This is a genomic window from Pseudomonas veronii (assembly GCF_001439695.1).
Classification (GTDB): domain Bacteria; phylum Pseudomonadota; class Gammaproteobacteria; order Pseudomonadales; family Pseudomonadaceae; genus Aquipseudomonas; species Aquipseudomonas veronii.
In genome coordinates this window covers 156,726-173,642 of the sequence record NZ_JYLL01000002.1, presented here as the reverse complement: position 1 = coordinate 173,642, position 16,917 = coordinate 156,726, and the positions used below count along the sequence as shown (strand labels likewise).

Genomic DNA, 16,917 nt, shown 5'->3' with positions numbered 1-16,917 from the left:
CAAGGATTTACGGGGCATCGGCACAGCTTCTGTAGGAGCGATTCGCTCCTACAGAAGAGCAAACCGCACTCAGCTCAGTTCAATGCGATCGGCATGAATCACAATCTGGCCTTGCTTGTAGAGCGCACCAATGGCCTTCTTGAAGTTGCCTTTGCTGACGCCGAACAAGTTGCTGATCACCGCCGGGTCGCTTTTATCGCTGACCGGCAGGCTGCCGTTGTTTTCGCGCAACTTGGCGAGGATCTTCGAGTTGAGGCTGGAAGCCGCTTCCTGGCCGACCGGTTGCAGGCTCAGGCTGATATTGCCGTCGGCGCGGATTTCCTTGATAAAGCCTTTCTCTTCCTTGCCCGGGCGCAGGAACTTGAACACTTCGTTCTTGTGGATCAGGCCCCAGTGCTTGTTGTTGATGATCGCCTTGAAGCCCATGTCCGTGGCCTCGGCCACCAGCAGGTCGACTTCCTGGCCAACCTGGTAGTTGGCGGGCGTCTTGTCCAGGTAGCGGTCAAGGCGCGCGGTGGCGGTGATGCGCTTGGTGTGCTTGTCGAGATAGACATGCACCACGCAATATTCGCCAGCGGTCAATTGACGCTTTTCTTCCGAATACGGCAGCAACAGATCCTTGGGCAAGCCCCAATCGAGGAAGACACCGATGCTGTTGACTTCCACAACTTTCAAACTGGCAAATTCGCCAACTTGAACTTTTGGTTTTTCAGTGGTGGCGATAAGTTTGTCATCGCTGTCCAGATAAATGAATACGTTAAGCCAGTCTTCATCTTCACTGGGAATATCTTTGGGGATATACCGATTAGGCAAGAGGATTTCACCGTCTTGCGCACCATCCAGGTACAAACCAAAGTTAGTGTGTTTAACCACTTGCAAGCTGTTGTAGCGCCCGACTAAAGCCATTTCCAATACCCTCATTGCGTGGGCGGCATTCTACCCGAGTTGCGTCCGGCACGCGCGCACGCCTGAAAATTCGCGGGTTCGCATAGCATTCTACCGGCACCGCCCCGCTCGTCTGATCAATCGGCTGAATTCCGCCGCGCCGGCGGCGCCCGACAGACCGCGTGGTTTCGAGTTAAAACAGTAAGTTAGAGGCTTATTTCGACGACGAACTTTGCCGGTTTCAGCCAGCGCACCAAATACAAGGGGATATTTACCAAGCAATTGTCAAGCATTTCCTGTACGATGCCTGGCCAAGTTAATTTTCTACAGGTTAGTGGCCGCCATGCGCGTAAAAGCATCCAACAGCAAAGCAAAGCCAGCTCCCGCCGTCGAAACCAGCGAGTCGATCAACAGCCAGATCGCTGCGTTCCTCAAGTCCGGTGGCGAAATCCAGCAGATTGCCAAGGGCGTCAGCGGCCAGACTTTCGGCCCGTCCAAGCAGATCAGCCTGGGCAAAAAGTAAGCTGACCGCGCAACACACCTGGTCCCTAAGCGTCTTGCCAGCAAGGCGCTAGGACTAGAGCCCGAAACACCCCATTGCTTCTCCCGCGACACAAAATCGACCAACGGACCTCACCGCCTGGCATTCGCCGGTATGCTTGCACACGTCTAGCACGGGCATCTGCCTGATACCTTCCGTTACTGCTCCTCGCTTTTCATGGAGTGAAGCATGCTCAAAACCTGTATTTTCCTGATCGCCGCCCTCGCCGCCAGCCCTTTGGCCGAAGCGCAGATTTTCCAGCGCGAATTGGGCGACTTCGATCTGAAACTGGGCACCACGCCCAGCCGCAGCATGGCCCAGGGCCTGGTCAAGCCGACATCGCCGGGCAGCGACGCCTTCCACGGCGGCCTCGACCTGAGCCACGACAGCGGCCTGTACGTCGGCCAGTTCTCACCGAACATGGGCCTGTCTTCGGCGAGCAACCTTGAAATCGACTCGTACATGGGGTTCAAACACCCCTTCGACCAGACGCTCGGCTACGAAGTAGGGTTGATCCACTACAGCTATCCCTCGCTCAGCCCCCTTGACAGCCAGGAGTTCTATGGCGGCCTGAACCTGCTGGGCAATCGCTTCGGCGCGTCCTTCAGCAACGACCCCGACCGCCAGGACAGCACCCTGTTCGCCGACCTTGGCGGCACACAGCCGTTCGGCATCGGCGTCAGCATGAAGTACACCACGCATCAACTGGGCAGCCCGGTCTCGGTGGACGGCGGTTCGATCCGCAGTTTCAGCGACTGGTCGGTGCAATTCTCACGGGCGTGGATGGGCGTTGACCTTGACTTGATCTACAGCGACTCCAGCCTCAACGGCGGCGACTGCTCGGCCTACTCCGGACACAATTCGCAATGCGATGGGCTGTTGACCTTGAAGGCAGCGCGGACGTTTTATTGATGGGCTGAACTGTCGCACCCAGCGCGGGTTCACATGCATTAACCCCCTCTGCGCAAGGACCCGCCCATGCTGAGCCGGCTCAATTTTCTGCTGCCATTCGTGATCCTGAGCCTGGTGCTTGGCGGCTGCAACCGCGTGGGTTTGGCCTACCGCAATCTCGACGTGATCATCCCGTGGACCCTCAGTGACTACCTGGACATGAACGCCGGGCAGAAGCGCTGGTTCAACGACACCCTCCAGCAACACCTGGCCTGGCATTGCACCACGCAGTTACCGGGTTATCTGGACTGGCTCGACCGCCTGCAACAGATGGTCGACAACCATCAGGTCAGCGACAACGCCTTGCAGAGCCGTACCGACGAAGCCAAACAGGCGGTGAGCGAGATCGCGCGCGCGATCACGCCGTCGGCGGTCCACTTGCTGCGCGGGCTGGACGACCAGCAGGTCAAGGACATGAACGACGCCCTGGCCAAAGACCTGCGCAAGCGCCAGGACGAATACCTGAAACCGCCCCTGCCGCGACAGATCCAGGCGCGCGCCGAGCGCATGAGCAAGCGCCTCGATGCGTGGATCGGGCCGCTCAGCGCCAGCCAGCAGCAACGGGTGGTGGCCTGGTCTGCGGAGCTGGGTGACCAGAACCAACAGTGGATCGGCAACCGCGCCCGCTGGCAGGCGCAGTTCATCGACGCTGTGCAACAACGCCACGCCCCTGACTTTGCGCAGAAAATGCAACAATTGTTGGTGGACCGCGAACGCGCATGGACCCCGGAATATCGGCAGGCCGATGCCCAGACGGAAACAGCCGCGCGCAGCCTGATCGTGGATCTAATGGCGCAAAGCAGCGTACAACAACGCCAGAAATTGACGCACAAAATCGCGGGCGTGCGCAGCGATTTCAAGGCGCTCAAATGCCTCAACGCCGCCGCAGACTAGAACGTGGGAGCAACATCGCGCCCACAGGCCCTTCAGGCAATCGCCGCCTTGGACGCCACGTCGTCGAACGTCGCCGGTTCCAGCGCATCCGCCTGCTCATCGAGCACCTGACGCGGGTGAGCGTGGCCCGGTATCGAGCTGTCGATCAACGCCAGCAATTGGGCTCCTCGTGGCGTCAGGATAAAGTTCTCACCATTACCACCCTCGTCCTCGGGCCGCGACTCGATAAACCCGCGCTTGAGCAACAGCGCCTCGTAATCCGCAGCGGTTTTTTTCAACACATCCAGATTGCCGGTGGACTCGCCCGCCATGACCTTCTCGGCGGCCTCCTGCTCGGCGTACTTACGCGGGGCAAAGCTGCCCTCGCCATTCTGCACTTCATGCAACAGCCGTTCGATCAGATCCCAGTTGTAAGTCGTCATCCTGATTCCTCCTGCGGGCCAAAAGGAAAAGCAGCCCGTTCAGAGTTGGGACACGTCTCGTCAGCGGCCGTTCAGCCGAATGGACAGGCGTCACTTCTGTGTACTTTCCAGACGTTCGCCGCCTCAACTGGGCGGAAAGAAGCTGCGGCCAAGGCAAAAAACCGCAGGCAAAAAAAAACCGGACAGCGTCCGGTTTTTTTATCGCGGCCCAGCCTTATTCGGCAGCCGGTGCTTCTGGCTTGCGGCGCTTGAGCGGCGCCATGCCGTCCTTGCTGACCAACGACAGGTTGTCGGTCTTCGGCCGGTTGGCGATCTTGCGCTTGGTCGGCGACTTGGCACCGGCCTTCTTCTTGTCACCCTTGCCGTCGACTTTTTTCTTCTTCACGCCTACGGCCTTGCCCGAAGCCTTGACCTTCTTCGGCCCGGTGTAGGTGCCTTTGACTTCCTTGATGGTGCGGCGCTCGAACGACTGCTTGAGATAGCGCTCGATGCTCGACATCAGGTTCCAGTCGCCGTGGCAGATCAGTGAGATCGCCAGGCCATCGTTGCCAGCACGCCCGGTGCGACCGATACGGTGGACGTATTCGTCGCCGCTGCGGGGCATGTCGAAGTTGATGACCATGTCCAGGCCGTCGACGTCCAGGCCGCGCGCGGCGACGTCGGTGGCGACCAGGATCTTCACCCCGCCTTGCTTGAGGCGGTCGATTGCCAGCTTGCGGTCCTTCTGGTCTTTCTCGCCGTGCAGGACGAACGCTTTGTAGTCCTGCGCCACCAGGCGGCCGTAGATGCGATCAGCCGCAGCGCGGGTGTTGGTGAACACGATGGCCTTCTGATAGGTCTCGTTGGCCAACAGCCAGTTGAGGATCTGTTCTTTGTGGACGTTATGGTCAGCGGTGATGATCTGCTGGCGCGTGGTCGCGTTCAGGTCGCTGACGTTGTTGACCTGCAGGTGCTCGGGGTTGTTCAGGACCTTGGCAACCATGTCGCGCAGGGTCGAACCGCCGGTGGTGGCGGAGAACAGCATGGTCTGCTGACGATTCACGCACTCGGCCACCAGGCGCTGCACGTCATCGGCAAAGCCCATGTCGAGCATGCGGTCGGCTTCGTCGAGCACCAGCACTTCGACTTCCTTGAGGTCGAGGTTGCCAGCGTTGAGTTGCTCGATCATGCGGCCCGGGGTGCCGATGAGGATGTCCGGGACCTTGCGCAGCATGGCGGCCTGGACCTTGAAGTCTTCGCCACCGGTGATCAGGCCGGACTTGATGAAGGTGAACTGCGAGAAACGTTCGACTTCTTTCAGGGTCTGCTGGGCCAGCTCGCGGGTCGGCAGCAGGATCAGGGTCTTGATGCTGACGCGGACTTTGGCCGGGCCGATCAGGCGGTTAAGAATAGGCAGGACGAAAGCGGCCGTCTTGCCACTCCCGGTTTGAGCCGTCACCCGCAGGTCACGCCCTTCGAGCGCGAGCGGGATGGCCGCTGCCTGCACAGGCGTAGGCTCGACAAATTTAAGCTCGGCCACGGCTTTGAGCAGGCGTTCGTGCAGGGCGAATTGGGAAAACACGGGTGCTACCTCGAAGAAATACAAAATATCAGCTGCATAGGGTAACGGTTTCGAGCGTCCAAACCGAGTTTCTTTACGCGAACAGGGCTAATCAGCTGCTTTTTTGTTAAGGCGTTTGTCTGTAACGCCAATGTAGCTGCTCTTAAATGCTCTAATCGACCGGTCTTGTCTTACAGAAGAATCGGTTTCACCCATGGATATCAAACAGCTCTGGCTCAACGTCAAAGACCTTTGGAACGCCCTCGATGAACACCCGCTGCTGCATTCCAGCCTGGGCTTGCTGGTGTTGTTGGTGGTGGCGCTGTTGCTCGGACGGGTGGCGCGTTACCTCATCCTGCATGCGGTCAAATTGCTCGGCCGGCAACCGGCCCTGCACTGGCTCAACGACCTGCGCCACAACAAAGTCTTCCACCGCCTGGCGCAGATGACGCCGTCGCTGGTGATCCAGTTCGGCCTGCACCTGGTGCCGGACCTGAGCAAGACCGCAACGCTGTTCATCGGCAACGTGGCGTTGGCGTTCACCATCCTGTTCGTGGTGCTGGCCATCAGCGCGCTGCTCAACGCCCTGCTGGACATCTATGCGCGCACCGAACATGCACGTACCCGCTCGATCAAGGGCTATGTGCAGTTGGCGAAGATGATTCTGTTCGTGTTTGGCGCGATCATCATCGTCGCCACCCTGATCGACCGCTCGCCGCTGTTGCTGCTGTCCGGCCTGGGTGCGATGTCGGCGGTTATCTTGTTAGTCTACAAGGACACCTTGCTGTCGTTCGTCGCCAGCGTGCAGTTGACCAGCAACGACATGCTGCGGGTCGGCGACTGGATCGAAATGCCCCAGGTCGGCGCGGACGGTGACGTGGTGGACATCACCTTGCACACGGTCAAGGTGCAGAATTTCGACAAGACCATCGTCTCGATTCCGACCTGGCGCCTGATGTCCGAGTCGTTCAAGAACTGGCGCGGCATGCAGGCGTCAGGCGGGCGTCGGATCAAGCGCAGCCTGTTTATCGATGCCAGCGCCGTGCGCTTCCTGCGCGACGATGAAGAAGTCCGCATGACCCAGGTCCACCTGCTCACCGACTACATCAGCCGCAAGCAGGCCGAACTCAAGGCCTGGAACGAAGCCCAGGGCCAAAGCGCGCAGTTGTCGGCCAACCGCCGGCGCATGACCAACCTCGGCACCTTCCGCGCGTATGCCCTGGCTTACCTGAAAAGCCACCCGGACATCCAGCCGAACATGACCTGCATGGTGCGTCAGATGCAGACCACCGCCCAGGGCGTGCCGCTGGAAATCTACTGCTTCACCCGCACCACGGCGTGGTCGGATTACGAGCGGATTCAAGGGGATATCTTCGACTACCTGCTGGCGGTGCTGCCAGAATTCGGCTTGAGCCTGTATCAACAGCCGAGCGGCACGGACCTGCGCAGCGGGCTGTTCGCAATGACGCAGAACACCACGACCGCCCAAGCGCTGGAGCGCTGACAAGGCAGACGGCGCGGGGCTCGCGTGCCCCTCGCCGGTCGAATCACCACACGCCCCCGCGCCCAATCAGGCCTTGCGCTACAGGCCAGGCCAACTCGGTAAATAGCCGAGGAACATGTCTAGTTGCCGCACGCGGCAAAATCAAACCGCCGCCGCAACTAAGAAAACTCTACCTATACGTTTAGTGAATTTCACTATTCAGGCACCCGGTTTTTAATCTGTTTTTAGAAAAACCAAAGCTATAGCATCTGGCCATCGAACAACTCTGTGAGAAGGCGTTACTTATGTTATGGACAACTAAGCTTTCAGATGATGCGGCACACTTTGTATTAAGTTCGGATGCGGAAGCATTGACTCATTACTGCGGTGCAACTGCCTTTTCTCAACCTCGCGACTTTTATACCGACAGCCCCTACCAGCGGCCTTCAAGGCCGCAGGACGTGACCGATTCGATTATCAGCAGTTGCCTGACAAGCGAGCAACTCTCACACAGCCAGCATCTTTTGGCGCAACGTTTATTATTGAATATCTATGAGCAAGACTTGGTCTTTTTACCCAAGCCGCCCATGGCGCTGGATCTCAAGGTATTCAGGGACTTTTATGACCCATTGCATGCCGCGTCGGGTAAAAAGATTCGTCCGTTATTGGAGCACTACCTCTACAACTGGCTCAAGGAAGAGGTGCACATCAACGGCCCCTGGTGCCTGGACGCCTTTGTCGCCCACACCGACAAGGTCTTGGACGATGTGGCCCGCTCCGACTCAAAACTCCATGAGGTCCTGACCACCAGCCGCCATCCCGAACGTGCCGCGCGGTTCTTCATGACGCAATGCGCCGGCGACTTCCTCAGTGAAGCCTCGGCCATGGCGCGCAATGTGCTGGGCAACAGCGGCGTGTACACCAGCGAGCTGTTCAAGATCCTGATCGACGAATACGGCTACGGCATCGACAAGAAAAAGCACAGCACCATTTTTGAAGACATGCTCAAAGACATGGACATGTCCCATCACGTGCATCACTACTGGCAGTTCTATACCCCGGCCTCGCTGTCGCTCACCAACTACTTCCACTACGTGTCGGCCAACCATGGCGAGCTGTTCCGCTATATCGGCGCCATGTACTACACCGAAGCCACGCTGGCCCTGACCACCCAGCATCAGTCGCGCGCCATCAAGACCATCTTCAACGGCACCGTCTCCACCGAATACTTCGACGAGCACTCACACATCGATGTGCATCACGGAAGAATGGCCCTGCAACGCCTGATCCTGCCGATGATCAAGCAGTTCGGCAACGCGATCATCCCCGACCTTATCCGCGGTTTCGAGGAGTTCCGCTTACTGCAGGACATCGCCGACGAAGAGCTGTATGCCCATATCAAGTGGCATGACGAGTTGGACGAACACCGTGCCCAAGCCAGCGCCCTCCAAGGCCGCAAGCCAGTGGACCTGACGATCACCGAGCCTGAACACGAGCTTTCGGTGCTGCACACCCACCCCAACGACGAGCTGTTCTGGGTCGAGTCCGGCGAGCTGGATTTCGTCGCCAGCCCCGAACTGAGCGTGCGCCTCAAGGCCGGGGAAGGCGTGGTGATTCCCAAGGGCATGCTGCATGGCACCCGCGTCGTCAGCCCGTCCTGCACTTACACCGTCACGGCCATTTGAGGACGCCGCCCCATGAAAGCCATCAGCCTGAACCTCAGCCATACCCACTATGTGGCGGTGGAAGGGAAAACCTACTTTCTCAAGCGCCATGCACATTCGACTCAACTGCTGCCGACCGCCTGCCCCCATCGCGGCGGCCCGCTGCACATGGGGGAAGTGACGGGTGACGGGCAAAGCGTGATCTGCCCCTGGCACGACAACGCCTACAAGGTCTGCAACCTGGAAAAGAAGTCGCTGCCCACCGTTCGCGTCAGAAACCAGATCAGCACCGTCATTGGTGACACCGAGCGGTGCGTGCCTCTCCTTAAACTCTCTCGTTACGACTGATGGTGCCCATGAATAATAAATCGACCCTTGCTGCGTTTTATTCGATCGTGACCCTCTTCACCGGCCTGGACATGGCGATTGTGATTGCCATGGTCTGGTTCGGCCTGGAGACCACCGGCTCGACCTTCCTGGTGGGCGCCACCTTATGCGTGGCGACCGTGGTGCCGTATCTGTGCGAGCAGTACATCGGCCGTTTCTTCACCATTGAACTGAGCATGAAACGGCTGTTGTACATTCGCCTGACCGCGTTCGCCGCCGTGCTGGGACTGTCGTTTACCGACGCGGCGCTGTTGCCGATCGGTTTCCTGGCGATTGCCTTCGTGGTGGGGGTCACCGACTACTTCACCATCAGTACCCTGGAATCGAAAAACACCAAGCTGGTGCTGGCCGGGCTGACCAACAGCGACACCTCGGCGCGCTTGATGCAAACCTCCATCCAGATCGGGGCCTTTGGCGGTGCGCTGCTGGGCGGGGTGATTGTGGATGTGTTCACGGTCAACCAGACCCTGCAGATCATCAGCCTGGGGGCGATCCTGTCGTTGGCGGCGATTCTTTTTGTCGCGGCCACGCCCACCGCCGACGCCACCGAGCAAGTCGTCGACACCCACACGGCGCAGTCCCTACAGTTGCCGCGCAACCTGTACATCCTGATCATCGTGTTGAGCATGATCGGCTTCCATATCGGCGCCTTCAACAGCCTGGTGCCGATCGTGTTCCAGAAGCTCAACGAATGGAACGCCACCCTGTTTGGCGTCGCCAGCGGCCTGGCGGGCCTCGGTGCGTTCAGTGCCGCGGTGCTGCCACGGATCAAGCTCAACAGCTACAGCGCGATCCTGCTGGTGATCCTGGCCGACGTGGCAATCGTCTATTTCCATAACCTCTACGTGATGATGGCCGCCGCTTTCCTGCTGGGTTTCTGCATCAACAGCCTGCGCATCCAATTGCGTAAAACCCTGATCGAGTCGGCGCCCAACGCACGGATCGCCGACGTGATCGCCGCCAAAAGCTCACTCTACTACCTGCTGGTCAGTGGCTCGGCGCCGATGATCCTGACGTTCTTCACCACCACAAGCTTCCTCGGCCTCGAAGGTGCGCGCGTGCTGATGATCGTCTCCGCCGCGCTGTTGGCCGCTGCCGTACTGGCGTGGAACCTCACCCCTGCCGTCGCGGCCACCGCCACCACAAAATAGGAGTACCTGCTTTGGAAACCGTACTGATCGTTGACCCGTTCTCCACAGGTAAACTCTACGCGCCCTTGCTCAAGGCTCAGGGCGTGAGGTGCTTTGCCGTGATTTCCACCGACAGCTTGCCCGCGCATTTCACCGATGACCTGATCAGGGAAAACTTCGAGGCGGTCTACCACTGGGAAGAGGGTTTGCTGGAGATCCTCGAACCGCTGTCACTGAGCGCCGTGATCGCCGGTTGCGAAACCGCGATCTACCTGACCGACTACCTCACCGAAGTCCTGCGCGTTCCCGGCAACAGCCGCGTCACCAGCGACCTGCGTCGCAACAAGTTCTCCATGCAGCACGCCCTGAAAAAACACGGGCTGGCGAACATCGAATCGCAACTGCTGAGCTCACCGACGCGCATTGCAGAGGTGGTTGCCACGCTGGACGACAAGACCACCTACGTGGTCAAGCCGCTCAATTCCGCCGCCACCGAAGGCGTGGTGTTCGCCCAAGGCCGGGCCGGCGTCAAGAGTGCCTTGGACACTGCGGCCTGGCAGCGCAAAAACGACCTGGGGGAAATCAACCTCGGTTTCATCGTGCAGCCGTTCGTGTCGGGCCCGGAATATGTGGTGGATATGGTCGCCTTTGACGGCGTGTACATCATTGCCTCGGTGTGCAGGTACACCAAGGTCCAGAGAAACGGCAGCATGTTTGTCTACGAAAGCCTGGACACCCTCGACCCCCGCGCCGAAGACCTGCAACCGCTGACCGACTATGCCCGCCAGGCGGCCGCGGCGCTGAGCATCGAGGTCGGCCCGATTCATATGGAGATCATCTGGTCTGCCCACGGCCCGGTGATGATTGAAGCCGGCGGCCGCTTGCATGGCGGCATCGCACCGCTGCTGTTTCAACAGGTGTATCACCCGGATTTGCTCTCGCTGGCCATCGACAGCTACCTCGGCCGCCCACGCCCGCGCGCCGATGCGGTCAGCCAGATCAGCCACGGTCGGATCGGGTTCTTCTGCTCCGATGAACAACGCACCTTCGCCGCACCCTCGCCGCAGGCCCTGCAGAGCGTAATGGAGGACGAGGCCTATTGCGGCCACCGCTACTTCATCCGCCCGGGCGACACCACGCCGGTCACGATCGACTTCGCCACCTGCCCGGGGCTGTTCTGGCTGCAACACCTCTCGGCGCCGCAACTGGACATCAGCAGCGCCAATCTACGTAAACAGCTGTGGTGTTAAGACCATGAAAAGTCGTTTGATCATCCGAAAGTCAGCCAGTGATCTGGGCATCAACAACGCGTGCGCGGCGGTTATCGAAGACATTACCGTGTCGGACGACCAGAGCTTCGTCAGTGTCCTGCAAAGCAACCTGAATCACGTTGCGTCCCACCTCAACGAGCTGGACTCCAACGTCATTTACGAAGGCTTTGCCAAGCAACTCAAGAAGCTCGGCTACGAAAACACCGTCAGCGCCAACGAGAAACTGTTGCGGCGCTTCATCGCCAAGGGCGTATACCCCATCAACAACATCGTCGATGCCTATAACGCCGTGGCGATCCGGCATGGGGTCAGCATCGGCGTACACACCTACCATCGGCGGGACGACATCTACGTCATGCGCTCGGAGGCGCCCAGGGCTTTCCGCCCGCTGTTCGCCAAGAAGGAGATTACGATTCCAGCGGGCGATATCGTCTATACCTGCGGTGACGTGCCCCTGGCGAGCATCGGCAAGGTCGACGCCGACGCCCATGACTTCAGGCTGACGAAGGACTCGTCGAGCCTGCTGGTGGTGGTGCTGGGGCACGACGATACGCCGTTGGCCTTCAACCAGGCCGTCATCGAAGAGTTCGTCGACACCCTGCGCCAGCGAATGCCGGCCTTGAGTCATCACTTTCTCGAGACCGTACACGATCACGCCTGAGGCTGGAACCGCATAGCCGCTGCCAGAACAGCAGCGGCTACCGCCAGGCCTTGAGCACCGGGTTGACCACCACCTCGCGCACATGCTCGATCTTCAGCAGGTTGTCCTTGAACACCATCAGCTCTTCAAAGTTGCGGTATTTGACCTCGAGCATCATGTCGACGTCGCCGAACAGCGAATAAGCCTGAACCACTTCACGGAACTGGTAGATCTTCGGAAACACCAGGTGGCAGTTGCTGCCATTGAGCGTGAGCATCAAAAACGCCGATTGCTGGGCTTCTTCATCGGCGGCGACGTTGATGGTGAAGCCGAGGATAATGCCCTTCTCGATCAGTTTCTGAACCCGCGATTCCACGGCGGTTCGCGACTTGTGAACTTGTCGCGCCAGCTGCGCCAGGCTGACCCGGGAGTCGTCCTTCAAGGCAGCAATGATCTGTTCGTCAACCTTGTCCACTCTGCCGCCCCCACACTTTTCTCTTCTATAACAGACTTTCATTCCCGCTCACGCCTGCCCTGGGCCTATCACCTCGCAGACTGTACGCCAGGCCCGGGCTTTATGCCCAACCGACTGATCCACACTGCCGCCAGAATCACCAAACCGCCCAGGGCCAGTCGGCCCAACGGCTCGTGCTGGTTCCAGATCAACAGGTTCAATAACAGCCCCACCGGCACATGCAGGTTGTTCATCACCGCCAGGGTTCCGCCGTTGACCAGGCACGCGCCCTTGTTCCACCAGTACATGCCCAGGGCCGTGCTGACCAGCCCGAGGAACACCAGCACGCCCCACTGCAGCGGCGCTTCGGGGAGGAAATCAGCCTTGCCGAACACCAGGAATGCCGGCAACACCACCAGCAGCGCACCGAGGTAGAAATAACCGAAGCGCCGGTAGTGCGGCAGATCACTGGGGTAGCGCGCCACCAACTGCTTGTACATGACTTGCCCGGCGGCGTAGGTGAAGTTGGCCAGTTGCAGCAGCAGGAAGCCCCCAAGGAAGTGCGGGGTGACTTGATCGAAGCGGATGACCGCCGCACCCGCCACCGCGACCAGCGCGGCGACCAGGGCCCAGGGGTTGAAGCGTCGGTTGAGGGCGTCTTCGATCAGGGTCACATGCAGCGGCGTGAGGATAGTGAACAGCAGCACCTCGGGTACCGTGAGCACGCGAAAGCTCAGGTACAGGCAAACGTAGGTCACGCCAAATTGCAGCGCACCGATGACCAGCATGCCGCGCATGAAGGTCGGCTGCACCGAGCGCCAGCGCGTCAGCGGAATGAACACCAGCCCGGCCAGCAGCACGCGCACCAGCACCGCGAAGTAGCTGTCGACGTGACCGGCAAGGTATTCGCCGATCAAGCTGAAGGAAAATGCCTGTATCAGGGTGACAACCAGTAAGTAGCCCATGCGCGCCTCGTATCGAATGGGCGGGACATTAAAGGTTTTCGGCGGCTCACGAAACTCGGCGCAAAAAAAACCCGACCTCGCGATAGCGGCAGTCGGGCAGGAGCACTCAGGAGCAACAAGTGCAAAGGGAGGTTTTTACGCGGACTTGAAGGGTTTGCGTGGTGAGATATAAACACCGCGCGATTATGTGACGATTAAAGGATCACGCGACTTGCGCCAGCAACGCCTTGGCGTGGTTGATGCCTTTTTCCTGGAAGTCGCCGCTCAGGTTCACCCCTTCGGCGTGAATGAACGTCACGTCATGAATCCCGATGAATGCCATCACCTGACGCAGGTAAGGTTCCTGGTGATCGGAGCTTGCGCCGGTGTGAATCCCGCCCCGGGCGGTGAGCACGAAGGCCCGCTTACCGATCAACAAACCCTGGGGGCCGGTGGCGGTGTACTTGAAGGTCACACCTGCACGCAACACGTGATCCAGCCAGGCTTTGAGGGTGCTGGGGATGGCGAAGTTGTACATCGGCGCCGCCATCACCAACACGTCGGCGGCGAGCAATTCGTCGGTCAAGGTGTTGGAGCGATCCAGGGATGCCTGTTCGCTGGCGCTGCGCTGATCCGCCGATTTCATCCAGCCGCCGAGCAGGTTGGCGTCCAGGTGCGGAAGCGGGTTGAGCGCCACGTCGCGCACGGTGATCTGATCCGCCGGGTGCGCAGCCTGCCATTGGCTGATGAACTGCCGGGTCAGTTGGCGGGAGATCGAATCCTGCTGGCGGGCGCTGCTTTCGATGATCAGTACGTTGGACATGGCTGCGTAGGCTCCATCTGTAATTGCTGTAAGTCGATGGAGAAAAGATTAACCAGAGCCAATTCGATAAAAAAGCGCAAAAAACTGCTACAACCCATCTAGAAATTTGTTTATAAGCGGAGTATTGCTGTAGGCATGCTCCGCTGTCGCTTTATTTCGGTGCACATTCCAGTGCGATACGCATCTTGATGATCGCGCGGTTGAACTTGACGGTGGTGTTGGTGCTTTTGCCCGCCGGCACGCTGACAGTACGGCGACGGGGTGATTCCGGGCCGTTGGTGAAAGTCACCGAACACAGCGCGTCGCGCGTGCCGTAGTTGTTCAGTTGGATCGAACTGATGTCACCGTCCACGTCGGACGCGGTGTAATCCACGCTCACGCCGTCGATCTTTTTTGTCACATCGATGGGGTAGGCAAACGCACTGAGCGGCAGCAGTGCCAGCACCACACAACACAATTTTCTCATTCGGCAGTCTCCAATAAGGACTGTCAGCTTAGGACAAGAGGAGCTCATCTTGAAAGCGCCCCGCGTTACCCTCGATCAATGGCGCACGCTGCAAGCCGTGGTCGACCATGGCGGCTTTGCCCAGGCGGCCGAAGCGCTGCACCGTTCGCAGTCCTCGGTGAGCTACACCGTGGCCCGCATGCAAGACCAGCTCGGGGTGCCGCTGCTGCGCATCGACGGGCGCAAGGCCGTACTCACCGACGCCGGCGAAGTGCTGTTGCGCCGCTCCCGGCAGTTGGTGAAAAACGCCAGCCAACTCGAAGACCTCGCCCACCATATGGAACAGGGCTGGGAAGCCGAAGTACGCCTGGTGGTCGATGCCGCCTACCCGAATGCACGCTTGGTGCGCGCCCTGACCGCCTTTATGCCGCAAAGCCGCGGCTGCCGCGTGCGCCTGCGCGAAGAGGTGTTGTCGGGGGTTGAAGAGCTGTTGATCGAAGGCGTGGCCGACCTGGCGATCAGCAGCTTCAACATCCCCGGCTATCTCGGCACCGAGATGAGCAACGTGGAGTTTGTCGCCGTCGCTCACCCCGAGCATGCCTTGCACCGCATGAACCGCGAACTGAGCTTCCAGGACCTGGAAAGCCAGATGCAAGTGGTGATCCGCGACTCCGGGCGCCAGCAGCCGCGCGATGTCGGCTGGCTCGGCGCCGAACAGCGCTGGACCGTCGGCAGCCTCGCCACAGCCGCCAGTTTCGTCGGCAGCGGCCTGGGCTTTGCCTGGTTGCCCCGGCACATGATCGAGCGCGAACTCGCCGACGGCGTGCTCAAGCAGCTACCCTTGGAGCAGGGTGGCAGCCGTCACCCGACGTTCTACCTGTACTCGAACAAGGACAAACCCTTGGGGCCAGCGACGCAGATCCTCGTGGAGCTGCTGCGCACATTTGACACCGCCCCCCTGGATGCGCCTTTCGCCGCACCGCAGCAAGCCTGAAACGGAGTTCATGCATGGCCTGGTTCGAACATGAAGGGTGCAGCCTGCATTACGAGGAATATGGTCACGGCACCCCGCTGATTCTGATCCACGGCCTGGGCTCCAGCAGCCAGGATTGGGAACTGCAGATTCCGGTGCTGGCCCGACATTACCGCCTGATCGTGGTGGACGTGCGTGGCCATGGGCGTTCCGACAAACCCCGGGAGCGCTACAGCATCAAAGGTTTCACCCTCGATCTGATCGCCCTGATCGAACACCTGGACCTGCCCGCCGCGCACGTGGTGGGCTTGTCCATGGGCGGCATGATCGCGTTTCAACTGGCGGTGGACGAACCGGCGCGGGTCAAGAGCCTGTGCATCGTCAACAGCGCGCCCGAGGTCAAGGTGCGCAGCGCCGACGATTACTGGCAATGGGCCAAGCGCTGGACCCTGGCACGCGTCCTCAGCCTGGCCACCATCGGCAAGGCCCTGGGCGACCGGCTGTTTCCCAAACCGCAGCAAGCCGACCTGCGCCGCAAGATGGCCGAGCGCTGGGCAAAAAACGACAAACGTGCTTATCTCGCCAGCTTCGATGCAATTGTGGGCTGGGGCGTGCAGGAACGACTTTGCAGAATTGCCTGTCCAACCCTGGTCATCAGCGCCGACCACGACTACACCCCTGTGGCGCACAAAGAAATCTATGTAAAACTGCTGCCCGATGCGCGGCTGGTGGTCATCGAAGATTCCCGCCATGCCACACCCTTGGATCAACCCGATGTCTTTAACGCTACCCTGCTCGATTTTCTAAAGACAGTCGAAACCACTACCCAGGATCACTGACCCATGCTGAAAAAAATCGCCTTCTTTGCCGGTTCCGTTCTGTTCGCTGCCAACCTGATGGCCGCCGAGCCCGCCAAGGCGCCCCACGTATTGATCTCCACCACCAACGGCGACATTGAAATCGAACTGGACCCGGTCAAGGCGCCGATCAGTAGCAAGAACTTCCTGGCCTACGTCGACAAGGGCTTCTACACCAACACGATTTTCCACCGTGTGATCCCGGGCTTCATGGTCCAGGGCGGCGGGTTCACCGCGCAGATGGCGCAAAAAGACACCAACCCACCGATCAAGAACGAAGCCAGCAACGGCCTGCATAACGTGCGTGGCACGCTGTCGATGGCCCGCACCTCGAACCCGGATTCGGCCACCAGCCAATTCTTCATCAACGTCGCGGACAATGCCTTCCTCGATCCAGGCCGCGATGCCGGTTATGCCGTGTTCGCCAAAGTGGTCAAAGGCATGGACGTGGTCGACATCATCGTCAACTCGCAGACCACCACCAAACAAGGCATGCAGAACGTGCCAATCGATCCTGTCCTGATCAAGTCGGCCAAGCGCATCGACTGAGGTCCGCAGGTAGTTCCGCGCGGCGCTCACAAGGCGTCGCGCGCCTTTGAACAGGAGAGCCCGC

General features: G+C 59.7%; 19 protein-coding genes. 12 read left to right on the top strand and 7 right to left on the bottom strand.

All coding sequences use genetic code 11. The features are described from left to right. Positions 1–69: 69 nt before the first annotated feature. Complete coding sequence (locus TU80_RS03295; RefSeq protein WP_028617391.1) at positions 70–906, bottom strand: CvfB family protein; 837 nt, start codon at positions 904–906, stop codon at positions 70–72. Between the two features lie 322 nt (positions 907–1,228). On the opposite strand from TU80_RS03295, the gene TU80_RS03290 reads away from it, so the two are divergent. From TU80_RS03290 to TU80_RS03280, 3 genes are all read left to right on the top strand, one after another. Continuing rightward, a complete protein-coding gene (locus TU80_RS03290; protein WP_003193095.1) occupies positions 1,229–1,408 on the top strand; it encodes a hypothetical protein in 180 nt (59 codons plus the stop codon). Positions 1,409–1,615: 207 nt separating this feature from the next. Next, positions 1,616–2,338, top strand: coding sequence for a TorF family putative porin (locus tag TU80_RS03285; protein ID WP_046382473.1), 723 nt, complete (start codon positions 1,616–1,618; stop codon positions 2,336–2,338). A 66-nt stretch (positions 2,339–2,404) separates the two neighbouring features. After that, complete coding sequence (locus TU80_RS03280; RefSeq protein ID WP_046382472.1) at positions 2,405–3,271, top strand: DUF6279 family lipoprotein; 867 nt, start codon at positions 2,405–2,407, stop codon at positions 3,269–3,271. Between the two features lie 32 nt (positions 3,272–3,303). On the opposite strand, the gene TU80_RS03275 is transcribed toward TU80_RS03280, so the two are convergent. Together TU80_RS03275 and TU80_RS03270 are read right to left on the bottom strand one after the other, a co-directional pair. Beyond that, complete coding sequence (locus TU80_RS03275) at positions 3,304–3,693, bottom strand: hypothetical protein (protein ID WP_046382471.1); 390 nt, start codon at positions 3,691–3,693, stop codon at positions 3,304–3,306. A gap of 214 nt (positions 3,694–3,907) precedes the next feature. After that, complete coding sequence (locus TU80_RS03270; protein WP_017845291.1) at positions 3,908–5,254, bottom strand: DEAD/DEAH box helicase; 1,347 nt, start codon at positions 5,252–5,254, stop codon at positions 3,908–3,910. A gap of 193 nt (positions 5,255–5,447) precedes the next feature. Between TU80_RS03270 and TU80_RS03265 the strand changes: the two genes are divergently transcribed. The 6 genes from TU80_RS03265 (at position 5,448) to TU80_RS03240 (ending at position 11,829) form a co-directional block, all read left to right on the top strand. Further along, complete coding sequence (locus TU80_RS03265) at positions 5,448–6,737, top strand: mechanosensitive ion channel family protein (protein WP_046382470.1); 1,290 nt, start codon at positions 5,448–5,450, stop codon at positions 6,735–6,737. Positions 6,738–7,177: 440 nt separating this feature from the next. After that, complete coding sequence (locus TU80_RS03260) at positions 7,178–8,401, top strand: iron-containing redox enzyme family protein (protein ID WP_234427217.1); 1,224 nt, start codon at positions 7,178–7,180, stop codon at positions 8,399–8,401. Positions 8,402–8,413: 12 nt separating this feature from the next. Continuing rightward, positions 8,414–8,728, top strand: a complete 315-nt coding sequence (locus TU80_RS03255) for a Rieske 2Fe-2S domain-containing protein (protein WP_017845288.1) — start codon at positions 8,414–8,416, stop codon at positions 8,726–8,728. An 8-nt stretch (positions 8,729–8,736) separates the two neighbouring features. Next, positions 8,737–9,918, top strand: coding sequence for an MFS transporter (locus TU80_RS03250; RefSeq protein ID WP_057003839.1), 1,182 nt, complete (start codon positions 8,737–8,739; stop codon positions 9,916–9,918). An 11-nt stretch (positions 9,919–9,929) separates the two neighbouring features. Next, positions 9,930–11,147: an ATP-grasp domain-containing protein gene (locus TU80_RS03245; protein ID WP_046382467.1), complete on the top strand. Its 1,218-nt coding sequence runs from the start codon at positions 9,930–9,932 to the stop codon at positions 11,145–11,147. Positions 11,148–11,151: 4 nt separating this feature from the next. Then, on the top strand, positions 11,152–11,829 hold the full coding sequence (locus tag TU80_RS03240) for a phenylalanine--tRNA ligase beta subunit-related protein (protein ID WP_017845285.1): 678 nt from the start codon (positions 11,152–11,154) through the stop codon (positions 11,827–11,829). Between the two features lie 37 nt (positions 11,830–11,866). Here TU80_RS03240 and TU80_RS03235 read toward each other — a convergent pair whose 3' ends face one another. The 4 genes from TU80_RS03235 to TU80_RS03220 form a co-directional block, all read right to left on the bottom strand. Beyond that, the gene (locus TU80_RS03235; RefSeq protein WP_017845284.1) at positions 11,867–12,283 is read right to left on the bottom strand and encodes an Lrp/AsnC family transcriptional regulator; all 417 of its coding nucleotides are present in this window, start codon (positions 12,281–12,283) and stop codon (positions 11,867–11,869) included. A 68-nt stretch (positions 12,284–12,351) separates the two neighbouring features. After that, a complete protein-coding gene (locus TU80_RS03230; RefSeq protein WP_017845283.1) occupies positions 12,352–13,227 on the bottom strand; it encodes a carboxylate/amino acid/amine transporter in 876 nt (291 codons plus the stop codon). Positions 13,228–13,429: 202 nt separating this feature from the next. Beyond that, the gene (locus TU80_RS03225; protein ID WP_057003838.1) at positions 13,430–14,029 is read right to left on the bottom strand and encodes an FMN-dependent NADH-azoreductase; all 600 of its coding nucleotides are present in this window, start codon (positions 14,027–14,029) and stop codon (positions 13,430–13,432) included. A 151-nt stretch (positions 14,030–14,180) separates the two neighbouring features. Next, positions 14,181–14,495, bottom strand: a complete 315-nt coding sequence (locus TU80_RS03220; RefSeq protein WP_026139816.1) for a hypothetical protein — start codon at positions 14,493–14,495, stop codon at positions 14,181–14,183. 49 nt (positions 14,496–14,544) lie between these two features. Between TU80_RS03220 and TU80_RS03215 the strand changes: the two genes are divergently transcribed. Genes TU80_RS03215 through TU80_RS03205 form a run of 3 tightly spaced genes read left to right on the top strand, consistent with a single transcriptional unit; the run spans position 14,545 to position 16,853 of the window. Continuing rightward, positions 14,545–15,468: a PA3225 family LysR-type transcriptional regulator gene (locus TU80_RS03215; protein WP_057003837.1), complete on the top strand. Its 924-nt coding sequence runs from the start codon at positions 14,545–14,547 to the stop codon at positions 15,466–15,468. Between the two features lie 14 nt (positions 15,469–15,482). Next, positions 15,483–16,286 carry an alpha/beta fold hydrolase gene (locus tag TU80_RS03210; RefSeq protein WP_017845279.1) on the top strand — a complete coding sequence of 268 codons (804 nt, stop codon included), beginning with the start codon at positions 15,483–15,485 and terminating at the stop codon, positions 16,284–16,286. Positions 16,287–16,289: 3 nt separating this feature from the next. Then, positions 16,290–16,853: a peptidylprolyl isomerase A gene (locus TU80_RS03205; protein ID WP_017845278.1), complete on the top strand. Its 564-nt coding sequence runs from the start codon at positions 16,290–16,292 to the stop codon at positions 16,851–16,853. The last annotated feature ends 64 nt before the right edge of the window (positions 16,854–16,917 follow it).